The sequence below is a fragment of the Silvimonas terrae genome (genome assembly GCF_014202765.1).
GTDB classification, from domain to species: Bacteria; Pseudomonadota; Gammaproteobacteria; order Burkholderiales; family Chitinibacteraceae; genus Silvimonas; species Silvimonas terrae.
Genome location: NZ_JACHHN010000005.1, coordinates 244,092 through 256,413, shown reverse-complemented (window position 1 = coordinate 256,413; position 12,322 = coordinate 244,092). Strand labels below are relative to the sequence as shown.

Below are 12,322 nucleotides of genomic sequence, written 5' to 3'. Positions count from 1 at the left end.
GCCATGGCGCAAACACCCCGTTCCATTGTGACCACCGAATCGCGGCCCGTGCGCTGGTTGCTGACCACGCTGGCTTTGTTATTCATTGCTTTTTTCCTGGCCTTGCCGCTGGTGTCGGTGTTTACCGAAGCGCTACGCAAAGGTTTTGATCTGTACTTTGACGCGCTCAAAGAGCCGGATGCCTGGTCTGCCATCAAGCTGACCCTGATTGCCGCCGCCATTTCCGTGCCGCTGAACCTGACCTTTGGCGTCGCTGCCGCGTGGGCCATTGCCAAGTTTGATTTCAAGGGCAAGAGCGTGCTGGTCACGCTGATCGACCTGCCGTTCTCGGTCTCGCCCGTGGTCGCCGGTTTGATCTACATGCTGATGTTTGGCGCGCAAGGCTGGCTGGGCCCGTGGTTGTCTGATCACAACATCAAGATTGTGTTTGCCGTGCCCGGCATTGTGCTGGCGACCGTGTTTGTCACTTTCCCGTTTGTGGCACGCGAACTGATCCCGCTGATGGAAGCGCAAGGCTCGGAAGAAGAACAAGCCGCGCTCAGTCTGGGTGCGTCGGGCTGGCAAACTTTCTGGCGCGTGACGCTGCCCAATATCAAGTGGGGTTTGCTGTACGGCGTGATCCTGGCCAATGCCCGGGCGATGGGCGAGTTTGGTGCGGTGTCCGTGGTTTCTGGCCATATCCGTGGCGAGACCAACACCATCCCGCTGCATGTCGAGATTCTGTACAACGAGTACAACTTTGTCGGCGCCTTTGCCTGCGCTTCCATCCTGGCTTTGTTGGCCCTCGTCACCCTGGCGGTGAAGAGCTGGGTGGAATGGCGAACAGAGCAGTTGGCCGAACGTGATCGCGCCAACGCAGTTAACAGTTAACGGGTGCGGCGAGGTTTTACACCTCACGCCTCTCCCCTCACTCCTCACAGGCAACGCCAATGAGTATCGAGATTCGTAATATCGCCAAGCGCTTTGGCAACTTCACCGCGCTGGACAACATCAACCTGGAAGTCAAAACCGGCGAACTGCTGGCCTTGCTGGGCCCATCCGGCTGCGGCAAGACCACGCTGCTGCGGATCATTGCCGGCCTGGAAACACCGGATGACGGCCAGATTCTGTTCCACGGCGAAGACACCACCGAAAAACACGTGCGTGAACGCAATGTGGGTTTCGTGTTCCAGCACTACGCCCTGTTCCGCCATATGACCGTGTTCGAGAACGTGGCCTTTGGCCTGCGCGTGCGTCCGCGCAACCAGCGTCCGTCCGACGAAGTGATCAAAAAGAAGGTGCATGATCTTCTGAACCTGGTGCAACTGGACTGGCTGGCCGACCGCTACCCGGCGCAGTTGTCCGGTGGGCAGCGCCAGCGGATTGCCCTGGCGCGCGCGCTGGCGGTGGAACCCAAAGTGCTGCTGCTGGATGAACCGTTCGGTGCGCTCGACACCAAAGTGCGCAAGGAACTGCGCCGCTGGTTGCGCCGCCTGCATGACGAAATGCACATTACCAGCGTGTTTGTGACGCACGATCAGGAAGAAGCACTGGAAGTGGCCGACCGCGTGGTGGTCATGAACAAGGGCAAGATCGAACAACTGGGCTCACCGACCGAGGTCTACGACAAACCGGCCACGCCGTTTGTGTACCAGTTCCTGGGTGATGTGAATCTGTTTCATTCCCGCGTGCATGAAGGCTGGGCGCAAGTGGGCGATACCCGCTTTGCCGCACCGGAAAGCGTGGGTGACAAAGCCATGGTCTACGTGCGCCCGCACGAGATTGATCTGGTCCGTGAAGCCGGTCCCGGCGCATTGCAAGGCACCATCCAGCATATCCGCCTGCTGGGCGCGACCGTGCGGCTGGAACTGGATGTGGCCGATCAGGATGCCGTTGAGGTCGAACTCACGCGGGAGCAGCAACAGACCGGCGGCTGGCAAGTGGGCGAGTCGGTCTACCTGCAACCGCGTGAAGCGCGGGTGTACGTGCCGGAGCACCGCGCCGCCACGCCAACCGCAGAATGGAGCGCGGGCGGCGGTATCTAGGTGATTACTCCTGTAGGGTGGATTCGCGAAGCAATCCACCTTTGCGCAGGTGGATTGTCGCCCTGCTCCGAATCCACCCTACGGTTTCAACTAAAAAGGCCACCTTGCGGTGGCCTTTTTCATGCCCGGTCTATCCGTGCAGCAAAGCAGCCGTATTTGGCGAAATGCGCATGCAAGTACCGCACATTGGGCATGGCCAGATAGCGCTGGATCAGCACCGTCAGATCATGACCAGAGGCAATATCCGCCGCCGCAATCAGATCATCCCCATCAAACGCCCGTAGCGAAATCAACCGTTTGCTCAGGTACTCCGGCACGCGGTTGTGCACGGTGACGGTCGTTTCCGCCCCTTCCGCAATAAAGATGGCATGGCTGGACTGATACGGACTATGGGCTGGCTGATGGGTGAAGTTCACCAGCAGCAAAGACTCGCCCACAGTGGCATCGCGCATTTGCGTGCGTTCCGGGAAACCGGATGGGCCATTGGCAACGCGGCGCAGGGCTTGGTGTTCTTTCAAGCCCTCATCAGACATGCCATACAAGTGGGCAAACGGGGTGGGGTCTACACCGGTAACGCAAAAAGCCATGATGGGCTCCTCTGGGTGGGTGAGAAGATTTTTACCCGGTTGGCCGCCAGGAAATATCTGCTTGTTGCTTTTGAATGATCTCAATACGCGTTAAAGCCAATGATCTCTAGCCAGAGGCTTGTTCTCCGTCATAACCGCAGCTCGCGCACTCTGCTGATATCCAAGGCTCACAGATTTGCAAAGCACTATCCATGCTTTCAGGAGGGCTATAGAATGTACGATGTTCTGTACGGAGAATGCGCGATGGATGCCTTGACCTACACCTACACCCGCCAGAACCTGGCCGAAGTCATGCGCAAAGTGAACGATGACCGTAGCCCGGTTGTGGTTACCACCCAACGGGGCAAGCCCGTGGTGATCATGTCGCTGGATGATTATCAAGCACTGGAAGAAACCGCTTACCTGCTACGCAGCCCGACGAACGCCAAACGTCTGATGAATTCGGTGGAACGTTTGCGGGCCGGTCAAGGTCAAGTACGCGAGTTGATCGACGATGCAGATCAAGTGTGATGAATCTGCGTGGGAAGACTATCTGCACTGGCAAGCCACTGACCGGGCGATCTTGAAACGGATCAACCAACTGATCGCCGCAACGATCCGGGAACCGTTTGCCGGCATAGGCAAACCAGAGCAGCTCAAACACCAGCTATCCGGGTTCTGGTCGCGGCGAATTGATGACCGGCACCGCCTGGTCTATGCCGTGGATGGCGACACCCTGCTGATTGCGCAATGCCGGGATCACTACTGAGCATCACACCATGAAAAAAGCCCGCATCACGCGGGCTTTTTCTTTGCTAGCAACCACCATCAACTCAACCGTAGTTATCCGTACTCGGGCAGCTGCATACCAGGTTACGGTCGCCAAATACGTCATCGATGCGCTTCACGGTCGGCCAGAACTTGTTGTCCGCCACATACGGCAGCGGGAACACGGCTTCCTGGCGGGTGTATGGGTGAGCCCATTCTCCGGTCACATCGGCCTGCGTGTGCGGGGCGTTGCGCAGCGGGTTGTCTTCCTTCGGCCAGACACCGTTCTGCACCTTATCGGCCTCGGCGCGGATGGAGATCATGGCGTCGATGAAGCGATCCAGCTCGGCTTTGGATTCGGACTCGGTCGGCTCGATCATCAGCGTGCCGGCGACCGGGAAGCTCATGGTCGGGGCGTGGAAGCCGTAGTCCATCAGGCGCTTGGCGATATCCACCTCGGTCACGCCGCTGGCCGCCTTGAGCGGGCGCAGGTCAATGATGCACTCGTGCGCAACGCGGCCGTGGCTGCCGGTGTACAGCACCGGGTAGTGGTCCGCCAGTCGGGTGGCGACGTAGTTGGCGTTCAAGAGCGCGGCTTCCGTGGCCTGACGCAGGCCATCCGCGCCCATCATGGTCACGTACATCCACGAAATCGGCAGGATACTGGCACTGCCAAACGGTGCGGCGCTGACCGCGCCCTGGCCGCTCTGTGCGCCCGGCACCGGAGTGACGACGTGGCTGGCCATGAACGGGGCCAGATGCGCCTTCAGGCCAATCGGGCCCATGCCCGGGCCGCCGCCGCCGTGCGGAATGCAGAAGGTCTTGTGCAGGTTCATGTGCGAGACATCCGCGCCAATATCGGCCGGGCGGCACAGGCCCACTTGCGCGTTCAGGTTGGCGCCATCCATGTACACCTGGCCGCCATGCGCGTGAACCAGATCGCACACTTCCTTCACCGCTTCTTCAAACACGCCGTGAGTGGACGGGTAAGTCAGCATCAGCGCAGCCAGATCGGCGGCGTGCTCCTCGGTTTTACGTTTGAGGTCCGCCACGTCGATATTGCCTTGCTCGTCGCAATCGACCACCACCACCTCCATGCCCATCATCTGCGCGGTAGCGGGGTTGGTGCCGTGGGCAGAGCGCGGGATCAGGCACACTGTGCGCTTCGCGTCGCCACGGCTTTCGTGATAGCGGCGGATGGCCAGCAGGCCGGCGTATTCACCCTGCGCGCCAGAGTTCGGCTGCATGCTGATGGCGTCGAAACCGGTAATGGCTTTGAGCTGTTCAGCGAGGCCGTCAATCATCTCCAGATAACCACGGGTTTGATCGACCGGGGCAAACGGGTGCAGCTCGGCAAATTCCGGCCAGGTGATGGGGATCATCTCGCTGGTGGCGTTGAGCTTCATGGTGCAAGAGCCCAGCGAAATCATCGAGTGATTGAGCGCCAGGTCTTTGTTTTCCAGCTTCTTCAGATAGCGCAGCATCTCGTGCTCGCTATGGTGGGTGTTGAATACCGGGTGGGTCAGGATGGCAGATTGGCGCTTGAGGCCAGCCGGCACAAAGTCCTCGGTCACTGCGGCGTCCAGATCAGCCAGATCAAACACCTTGCCGGTAAACAGGCCCAGCAACGTTTCCAGATCACGCTCCGTAGCCTTTTCGTGAAACGCGACGCCCAGCACGCCCTTGCTGGCGCGGCGCAGGTTGATGCCGGCACCCAGCGCGGCTTCGTACACGGCATCGGCCTTGCTGCCCAGATCCACCTGCACGGTGTCGTAGAAGGTATCAAACACCAGCTTGCCGCCCGACTGTTTCACGCCGGCCGCAAACAGGGTGGCAAGGCGATGGATACGTGCGGCAATGCGCTTCACGCCCACCGGGCCGTGGTAGACGGCGTACATGCCGGCGATATTGGCCAGCAGTACTTGGGACGTACAGATGTTGGAGTTCGCCTTCTCGCGGCGGATATGTTGTTCGCGCGTTTGCAGCGCCATGCGCAGCGCCGGCTTGCCAGCGGCATCAATTGACACGCCAATGATGCGGCCTGGGGCGGAGCGCTTCATCTCATCCTTGAACGCAAAGTACGCAGCGTGCGGACCACCAAAGCCCATCGGCACACCAAAGCGCTGCGTGTTGCCGACGGCAACATCCGCGCCCATTTCGGCCGGGGATTTGAGCATGACCATCGCCATCAGGTCGGCGGCAACAATCGCCACCGCACCTTTAGCCTTGGCAGCGGTAATGTGCGGGGTCAGATCGAGCAGTTGACCGTTTTCGCCCGGGTACTGGAACAGTGCGCCAAAGTATTCGTCTGCACCGGCGCTTTCCGGATGGCCGCTGACCAGTTCGAAACCAAAGTAAGTGGCGCGGGTTTTCAGTACATCCAGCGTTTGCGGCAGGACGCGTTCATCCACAAAGAAACGGTTGGATGCGGCTTTGGACACGCGGCGGGCCATGGCCATGGCTTCGGCGGCGGCGGTGGCTTCATCCAGCAAACTGGCGTTAGCCAGTTCCAGACCGGTCAGGTCGATGATGACTTGCTGGTAGTTCAAGAGCGCCTCAAGGCGGCCTTGGGCGATTTCGGCCTGGTAGGGCGTGTACGCTGTGTACCAGCCGGGGTTTTCCAGCACGTTGCGCAAAATGACGTTTGGCAAGCGTGTCGGGTAATAACCCAGGCCAATGTACGATTTGTTGACGCGGTTCTTGCCGGCAATCTCTTTCAGGCGAATCAACGCCTCGGTTTCCGAGATAGCATCCGGCAGCGCCAGCTTCTGGTTGAAGCGGATACCGGCAGGCACGGTCTGGTCGACCAGCTCGGCCCTGGTTTTCAGGCCCAGCGTTGCCAGCATGGCGGCAGCATCGGTGGTGTCGATGCCAATATGGCGATCGATAAAATCGCCGTGGTGAAACAGTTCAGAGAGCGTCATCGTGCGTTCCATCGCCGCTCACCGCAAAGCACTGCGGCAACAGTGCGTTGGGGTGAGCGGCCATTTGAGTCAAGCTGTGGTTCGGGCAAGTGGTACTGCGGGTAATGCGTTATTACCCTTAGCCCGGATGAAGGCCCTGCGGGCCGGGAATCCGGGGTCGCCACGCCAGCAAAAAATGTTCTTGCCGACACTGCCACCCCGGATTCCCGCCCATTCGGGCTTCATCCGGGCTACGAGTGATCTATCAGGCTTATGCGCCCAGTTCTCGCGCGTAGTCTTCTGCGCTCAACATGCTGTCGAGGTCAGCCACGTTGGCCGGCTTCAGGCGGAAGAACCAACCGCCGGTGTACGGCTCGGTGTTGGCGATTTCCGGCGCGCTTTCCAGTTCACCGTTGATGGCAACGATTTCGCCAGCAATCGGGGCGTACACGTCAGAGGCGGCCTTGACCGACTCGACCACACCGGCTTGTTCGTCCTTGGCCAGCGTCGTGCCGACCTTGGGCAGTTCAACAAACACCAGATCGCCCAGCAATTCCTGGGCGTGATGGGTAATACCCACGGTGACGGTGCCGTCGGCTTCCAGACGCATCCACTCGTGGCTGGCGGCGTATTTCAGTTCTGCAGGGATATCCAGCATGTCGGTTCTCTCTTGATCAGATGGTTTGGTTCACTGCACCGCTCTGAGCGGCCAGCCCTTGCCGGGACTGGCCGCGCGGTACACTGGTTTATTCAAAGACTTGCTTGCCGTTGCGCACAAAAGGCAGCTTGACCACGCGCACAGGCGTGAGTGTGCCACGCAGATCGACCTCTGCGGAGCTGTCAGTGCTTGCCGGCACGCGGGCAATGGCAATGGAATGTTTCAAGGTCGGGGAAAACGTGCCGCTGGTGATCACGCCATCACCATGTGGCGTGGCGACGCGCATGCCCTCGCGCAGCACGCCACGCTCGGTCAGCACCAGGCCAACTTGTTTCATGGCAACGCCGGCATTCTTTTCGGCTTCGATCACACTGCGGCCAATGAAATCACGCTCTGCCGGCGCCCAAGCCACGGTCCAGCCCATGCCGGCCTGCAGCGGGCTGATGGTTTCGTCCATGTCGTGACCATAGAGATTCATGCCGGCTTCCAGACGCAAGGTATCGCGTGCGCCCAGGCCAATCGGGGCGACACCACCCTTGATCAATTCAGCAAAGAACACCGGGGCGTCGGTGGCGGGCAACATGATTTCCAGGCCGTCTTCGCCGGTGTAACCGGTGCGGGCCACGAACCATTCACCAAACGGCAGGCCCTGGAATACCTTGAGGCCACGAATCGCCTCGGCCCATTGCGGCATGATGGCGCAGACTTTATCAATGGCATTGGGGCCCTGAATGGCCAGCATCGCCAGATCGTCGCGCACGTTTAGTTGTACATCGCGACCCGCGCTGGTTTTGGCCAGCCAGGCCAGATCTTTCTCGCGCGTGCCGGCGTTGACCACCATGCGGTAGCCGGTTTCAGACAGATACACGATCAGATCATCGATCACCGTGCCCTGCTCGGTCAGCATGCCGGAGTACAACGCCTTGCCGACAAACCCCAGTTTGGCAACGTCATTGGCCAGAATGTGCTGCAGCCAGGCTTTGGCATCGCCGCCCGTGATATCGAGCACCACCATGTGCGAGACATCAAACACACCGGCATCGGCGCGTACAGCTTCGTGTTCTTTGAGTTGGGAGCCGTAGTGGATCGGCATGGACCAGCCAGCGAAATCAACCATCTTCGCGCCAGCATCAACGTGGGACTGGTACAGCGGCGTTTGCTTCAGAGCGTGCGTCATCGGACATTCCAGGTGCGTGGATGACAAGTACGGCGTACTTGTGGGTACCACACCCCTCTGTCCCGGCACCTGAGATTTTCAGGCTGAGTCGTTGTGCGACACAGCCCTTAGCCCCTTCGGTGTGTGCCTTGTGCGGCACAGCTCTCCAGAGTTTTTCGTACTCGACCAGCGGGTTGGAACCGTGATCTGCACTCAAAGGTCACGCAGTCCTTTTGCCTGAGCGATTGCGGGTGCGCTTGCGCCTTCGGCGGCCTTCCCGTTGCGGGTAAGACGCTCTCCTGCATGACGGCGCGATTATGCGGATGGGGTGGGGAGTTGGCAACTGCCGTTCGTACGGGTGATTGTGTTTACAACGGGGAAAGGGTTGTTTGCCACGGATGACTGGGTAGTCGCTCCCAACGCCTCGTCATTCCGGCCTTGAGCCGGAATCCAGCAGGGGCCGGAACGGCTCCGTTCTCTGGCGAGAACCACTACAGTTGTTAGCGCCTTACGGCGCGGGTTTGAAAAGCATTTGATACCGGCGGTGGCCGGAGCACGTCACTTTTCTTTGCTTCGCCAAAGAAAAGTAACCAAAAGAAAGGCGACCCAGCCTGGCGGCCCTCCGGGCTGCCCTCAGTCGGTCGGGAGCCTAAGGTCTCCCTCCACTCCTTCGGCGCTGGGCTTTAATGGGGGAGAAAATCAAAAACAACGGCAACGGCAACGGCCAAATCGTCTGGATGCGGGTTTTATAGGGTGGATTCGGAGCACAGTGACAATCCACCGCAGGCAGCCCGTTGGGCTGCGGACTGGATTCCGGCTCAAGGCCGGAATGACGACGTGGTGGGTGAGGTAAACCGTTCTTGCATACAGATGGCTTGCGGGGTTGGGGTTGGGGTTGGGGTTGGGGTTGGGGTGGCTTTGGCTTTGGCTTTGGCTTTTGAAGTTGCTTTTGACTTACCTCCCCTCCGGCAGCGCCGAGCATCGCAGTGAGGGCCGGGGTTTCGGCGTAAGGGTGTTTGAGCGTAGCGAGTTCCCTGGAGCCAGCCGGCCCTCACGAGAAGCGCAGGGAACCCGTGTAGCGGGCGCTGTCGCAGGGGTCGTCTTTCTTTGGTTACTTTCTTTGACGAAGCAAAGAAAGTAACGTGCTCCGGCCACCGCCGGTATCAAAACCAACCGCGCCGTCAGGCGCTAACACACCCTGCGACGCTGGAGCGTCGCTACCGCTCCAGCCCCCCACCCCGCGCAGCAAAATATTATTTGCTATAATCCGCCCACTTCCGGGGAGCGCTGCGAGGCTAAATCCCATCTGCCCCAGGCCCGGAGTCTCAACGGCGCTCACCTGATCAACCGTGCCGGACACGGGCTCAACCTGCCAGATGATTCTGTCATCACACGCGCAGGTTTTCAGGTGACTGCTCACCCCGCCCTTCTTCCGGCCACATCGCAAAGGACGTATCGCTGTGGCTGATAATTTCACCGATTTCAAAGTAGCTGATCTCTCGCTGGCCAGTTGGGGCCGCAAGGAAATCCGTATTGCCGAGACCGAAATGCCGGGTCTGATGGCCGTGCGTGAGGAAGGCCGTGCCAGCCAGCCGCTCAAGGGCGCACGCATTGCCGGTTCGCTGCACATGACCATCCAGACCGCCGTGCTGATCGAAACCCTGCAAGAACTGGGTGCCGATGTACGCTGGGCATCGTGCAACATCTTCTCGACGCAAGATCACGCTGCTGCCGGTATTGCCGCCAACGGCTTCAAGGGCAAGGGCACGCCAGTGTTCGCGTTCAAGGGCGAGTCGCTGGAAGAATACTGGCAGTTCACCCACCAGATCTTTGAATGGCCGAATGGCGAATTCGCCAACATGATTCTGGATGACGGTGGCGACGCCACCTTGCTGCTGCATCTGGGTGCCCGCGCCGAGAAAGACATCAGCCTGGTGGGCAACCCGACCAACGAAGAAGAGACCGTGCTCTACGCTGCCATCAAGGCGCAGATCGCCAAAGATGGTAGCTGGTACTCCACCCGCCTGGCCCATATCCAGGGCGTGACAGAAGAAACCACCACCGGCGTACATCGTCTGTATCAGATGCACGAACAGGGTCGCCTGGCTTTCCCGGCGATCAACGTGAATGATTCGGTCACCAAGTCCAAGTTCGACAACCTGTACGGCTGCCGCGAATCGCTGGTGGACGGTATCAAGCGTGCTACCGACGTGATGATCGCCGGTAAAGTGGCCGTGGTGCTGGGTTATGGCGATGTGGGCAAGGGTTGCGCGCAATCCCTGCGTGGCCTGGGTGCGACCGTATGGGTTACCGAAATCGACCCGATCTGCGCCCTGCAAGCCGCCATGGAAGGCTACCGTGTCGTGCGCATGGATGATGTCGCCGGCCAGGCAGACATCTTTGTGACCACGACCGGCAACGTCGGCGTGATCGCGCATGATCACCTTAAAGCCATGCGCAACAACGCCATTGTTTGCAACATTGGTCACTTTGACAGCGAAATTGAAGTGGCTTCGCTGCGTCAGTACGAGTGGGAAAACATCAAGCCGCAGGTCGACCACATCATTTTCCCGGACGGCAAGCGCATCATCTTGCTGGCGGAAGGTCGTCTGGTGAACCTGGGCTGCGCCACCGGCCACCCGTCGTTCGTGATGTCCAACTCGTTTGCCAACCAGGTGCTGGCGCAGATCGAACTCTTCACCAAGCAAGAACAGTATCCGGTCGGCGTATACGTACTGCCCAAGCATCTGGATGAAAAGGTCGCCCGCCTGCATCTGGCCAAGATCGGTGCCAACCTGACCGAATTGTCGGACGAACAAGCCGCCTACATTGGCGTGCCCAAGAACGGCCCGTACAAGCCGGCGCACTATCGCTACTAAGCAAGCAGATCAGTGCCTGCCACACAAAACCGGCCCGCTGAGGGCCGGTTTTTTCATCTCTGCGTGCTGCGTGATAAGGTTTGCGCCTTTGTTTGCAATCCACTGTGCCATGCCTCTCTTGATCCGCCCTGCCATCGCTACCGATCTGCCCGCTGTTTGCCGGCTTGCTGACGAAATCAATCGTGAACATCACGCAGGTGCGCCAGACGTGTTTGTTCTGACCAGTCCAGATGATGAAGCCACGCAAAACTGGTGGCGTTCTGCGATTGATGCCGCTGAGGGTACAGTCCTGGTGGCGCAGCGCGATGAGGTGGTGTGCGGGTTCATCACGATCAAGGCGAACGAGCCCCCAATCCCGCCGTTTATCCGTGCCCGCCGTGAGGCCCGGATCGGGACGATTGTGGTCGCCGCCAGCCATCGCCGTCAGGGGATAGGTGAACGACTATTGAGCGCCGCGCGCACCTGGGCGCAAGAACAAGGCGCCGTTACGCTTTATTTGCAAGTGTTCAGCTTTAACCAGAATGCCATCCACTTTTATGAAAAACACGGCCTGACCATTCAGTCCGTTTTCATGAACACGCCGTTGTAAACGGACAATAAAAAAACCCCCTCGCGTGAGGGGGTTTTGGCGGGTGCCTTGGCCTGCTGAAAACTTAGGCCTTCTTGGCAGCGTGCTTCTTGGCGTGATGCTTTTTAGCTTGCGCCTTTTGTGCAGCAGAAGCGGCGGATGCCTTCTTATGCTTCTTGGCTTGGGCCTTTTGGGCTACGGAAGCAGCGGATGCCTTCTTGTGCTTCTTGGCTTGGGCCTTTTGGGCTACGGAAGCGGCAGATGCTTTCTTGTGCTTCTTGGCTTGCGCCTTTTGTGCGGCTACAGCCTTCTTGTGATGATGTTTCTTGGCTTGCGCTTTTTGGGCTACGGAAGCGGCAGATGCCTTCTTGTGCTTCTTGGCTTGGGCCTTTTGTGCAGCTACAGCCTTCTTGTGATGATGTTTCTTGGCCTGTGCTTTTTGAGCTACGGAAGCAGCGGATGCCTTCTTGTGCTTCTTGGCTTGGGCCTTTTGGGCTACGGTGGAAGCGGCGGAAGCCTTTTTGTGTTTTTTGGCTTGCGCTTTTTGTTCAGTTGCCGAAGCAGCGGACGCCTTCTTGGCGTGATGCTTGGTCGTCTTGTGGTGATGAACAGCCGGTGCAGATGCGGTCGCCGGTGCGCTGGCGTCAGCGGCAAAAACCGGGGTACCGAACAGCAGGCCAGCAGCAGTAGCGAGGGCGATCAGGGCTTTCATGGTATTTCTCCTAAGGGTCAATCTTTTGTCTGGGCTCGGGCCGGGTTTGTTGAGTGGCCCGTCCACGCTCACAGAATTACAGAGCGCA

11 protein-coding genes and 3 riboswitches are annotated in these 12,322 nt (G+C 59.3%); of the genes, 6 read left to right on the top strand and 5 right to left on the bottom strand.

All coding sequences use genetic code 11. From position 1 onward, the window contains the following. Nucleotides 1-3: 3 nt before the first annotated feature. Both cysW and HNQ50_RS14010 read left to right on the top strand, forming a co-directional pair. Entirely contained in the window at nucleotides 4-870 is an 867-nt protein-coding gene (gene cysW / locus HNQ50_RS14015) for a sulfate ABC transporter permease subunit CysW (protein WP_184101782.1), read from the top strand. A gap of 59 nt (nucleotides 871-929) precedes the next feature. Then, nucleotides 930-2,024 (top strand): sulfate/molybdate ABC transporter ATP-binding protein, encoded by a 1,095-nt coding sequence (locus HNQ50_RS14010; protein ID WP_184101780.1) that lies wholly within the window; start codon nucleotides 930-932, stop codon nucleotides 2,022-2,024. Between the two features lie 119 nt (nucleotides 2,025-2,143). Here the strand turns inward: HNQ50_RS14010 and HNQ50_RS14005 are convergent, their stop codons facing one another. Continuing rightward, nucleotides 2,144-2,611 (bottom strand): DUF1203 domain-containing protein, encoded by a 468-nt coding sequence (locus HNQ50_RS14005; RefSeq protein WP_221303181.1) that lies wholly within the window; start codon nucleotides 2,609-2,611, stop codon nucleotides 2,144-2,146. 213 nt (nucleotides 2,612-2,824) lie between these two features. On the opposite strand from HNQ50_RS14005, the gene HNQ50_RS14000 reads away from it, so the two are divergent. Together HNQ50_RS14000 and HNQ50_RS13995 are read left to right on the top strand one after the other, a co-directional pair. Beyond that, a complete protein-coding gene (locus HNQ50_RS14000; protein ID WP_246428716.1) occupies nucleotides 2,825-3,121 on the top strand; it encodes a type II toxin-antitoxin system prevent-host-death family antitoxin in 297 nt (98 codons plus the stop codon). Then, nucleotides 3,105-3,359, top strand: coding sequence for a Txe/YoeB family addiction module toxin (locus HNQ50_RS13995; RefSeq protein WP_184101778.1), 255 nt, complete (start codon nucleotides 3,105-3,107; stop codon nucleotides 3,357-3,359). Before HNQ50_RS14000 ends, HNQ50_RS13995 begins: the two co-directional genes overlap by 17 nt. 64 nt (nucleotides 3,360-3,423) lie before the next feature. Here HNQ50_RS13995 and gcvP read toward each other — a convergent pair whose 3' ends face one another. The 3 genes from gcvP to gcvT form a co-directional block, all read right to left on the bottom strand. Next, nucleotides 3,424-6,282: an aminomethyl-transferring glycine dehydrogenase gene (gene gcvP, locus HNQ50_RS13990; protein WP_184101776.1), complete on the bottom strand. Its 2,859-nt coding sequence runs from the start codon at nucleotides 6,280-6,282 to the stop codon at nucleotides 3,424-3,426. Between the two features lie 250 nt (nucleotides 6,283-6,532). Beyond that, nucleotides 6,533-6,919: a glycine cleavage system protein GcvH gene (gene gcvH / locus HNQ50_RS13985; RefSeq protein WP_184101774.1), complete on the bottom strand. Its 387-nt coding sequence runs from the start codon at nucleotides 6,917-6,919 to the stop codon at nucleotides 6,533-6,535. Between the two features lie 88 nt (nucleotides 6,920-7,007). Next, the gene (gcvT, locus tag HNQ50_RS13980) at nucleotides 7,008-8,096 is read right to left on the bottom strand and encodes a glycine cleavage system aminomethyltransferase GcvT (protein ID WP_184101772.1); all 1,089 of its coding nucleotides are present in this window, start codon (nucleotides 8,094-8,096) and stop codon (nucleotides 7,008-7,010) included. 47 nt (nucleotides 8,097-8,143) lie between these two features. Further along, nucleotides 8,144-8,255, bottom strand: a riboswitch (glycine riboswitch). A 35-nt stretch (nucleotides 8,256-8,290) separates the two neighbouring features. Then, a riboswitch (glycine riboswitch) is annotated at nucleotides 8,291-8,387 on the bottom strand. A gap of 963 nt (nucleotides 8,388-9,350) precedes the next feature. Beyond that, a riboswitch (S-adenosyl-L-homocysteine riboswitch) is annotated at nucleotides 9,351-9,419 on the top strand. A 116-nt stretch (nucleotides 9,420-9,535) separates the two neighbouring features. On the opposite strand from gcvT, the gene ahcY reads away from it, so the two are divergent. Next, nucleotides 9,536-10,954, top strand: coding sequence for an adenosylhomocysteinase (gene ahcY, locus HNQ50_RS13975; RefSeq protein WP_308419163.1), 1,419 nt, complete (start codon nucleotides 9,536-9,538; stop codon nucleotides 10,952-10,954). Nucleotides 10,955-11,063: 109 nt separating this feature from the next. Beyond that, nucleotides 11,064-11,543 (top strand): GNAT family N-acetyltransferase, encoded by a 480-nt coding sequence (locus tag HNQ50_RS13970; RefSeq protein WP_184101770.1) that lies wholly within the window; start codon nucleotides 11,064-11,066, stop codon nucleotides 11,541-11,543. Between the two features lie 64 nt (nucleotides 11,544-11,607). On the opposite strand, the gene HNQ50_RS13965 is transcribed toward HNQ50_RS13970, so the two are convergent. After that, nucleotides 11,608-12,234, bottom strand: a complete 627-nt coding sequence (locus HNQ50_RS13965) for an acid-shock protein (protein ID WP_184101768.1) — start codon at nucleotides 12,232-12,234, stop codon at nucleotides 11,608-11,610. Between the last annotated feature and the right edge of the window lie 88 nt (nucleotides 12,235-12,322).

Coding starts and splice junctions, on each gene's coding strand:
- gcvT (WP_184101772.1), bottom strand. CDS start 8,096: ATGACGCACGCTCTGAAGCAAACGCCGCTGTACCAGTCCCACGTTGAT.
- HNQ50_RS13965 (WP_184101768.1), bottom strand. CDS start 12,234: ATGAAAGCCCTGATCGCCCTCGCTACTGCTGCTGGCCTGCTGTTCGGT.
- HNQ50_RS14010 (WP_184101780.1), top strand. CDS start 930: ATGAGTATCGAGATTCGTAATATCGCCAAGCGCTTTGGCAACTTCACC.
- gcvP (WP_184101776.1), bottom strand. CDS start 6,282: ATGACGCTCTCTGAACTGTTTCACCACGGCGATTTTATCGATCGCCAT.
- HNQ50_RS14000 (WP_246428716.1), top strand. CDS start 2,825: ATGTACGATGTTCTGTACGGAGAATGCGCGATGGATGCCTTGACCTAC.
- gcvH (WP_184101774.1), bottom strand. CDS start 6,919: ATGCTGGATATCCCTGCAGAACTGAAATACGCCGCCAGCCACGAGTGG.
- cysW (WP_184101782.1), top strand. CDS start 4: ATGGCGCAAACACCCCGTTCCATTGTGACCACCGAATCGCGGCCCGTG.
- HNQ50_RS14005 (WP_221303181.1), bottom strand. CDS start 2,611: ATGGCTTTTTGCGTTACCGGTGTAGACCCCACCCCGTTTGCCCACTTG.
- HNQ50_RS13995 (WP_184101778.1), top strand. CDS start 3,105: ATGCAGATCAAGTGTGATGAATCTGCGTGGGAAGACTATCTGCACTGG.
- HNQ50_RS13970 (WP_184101770.1), top strand. CDS start 11,064: ATGCCTCTCTTGATCCGCCCTGCCATCGCTACCGATCTGCCCGCTGTT.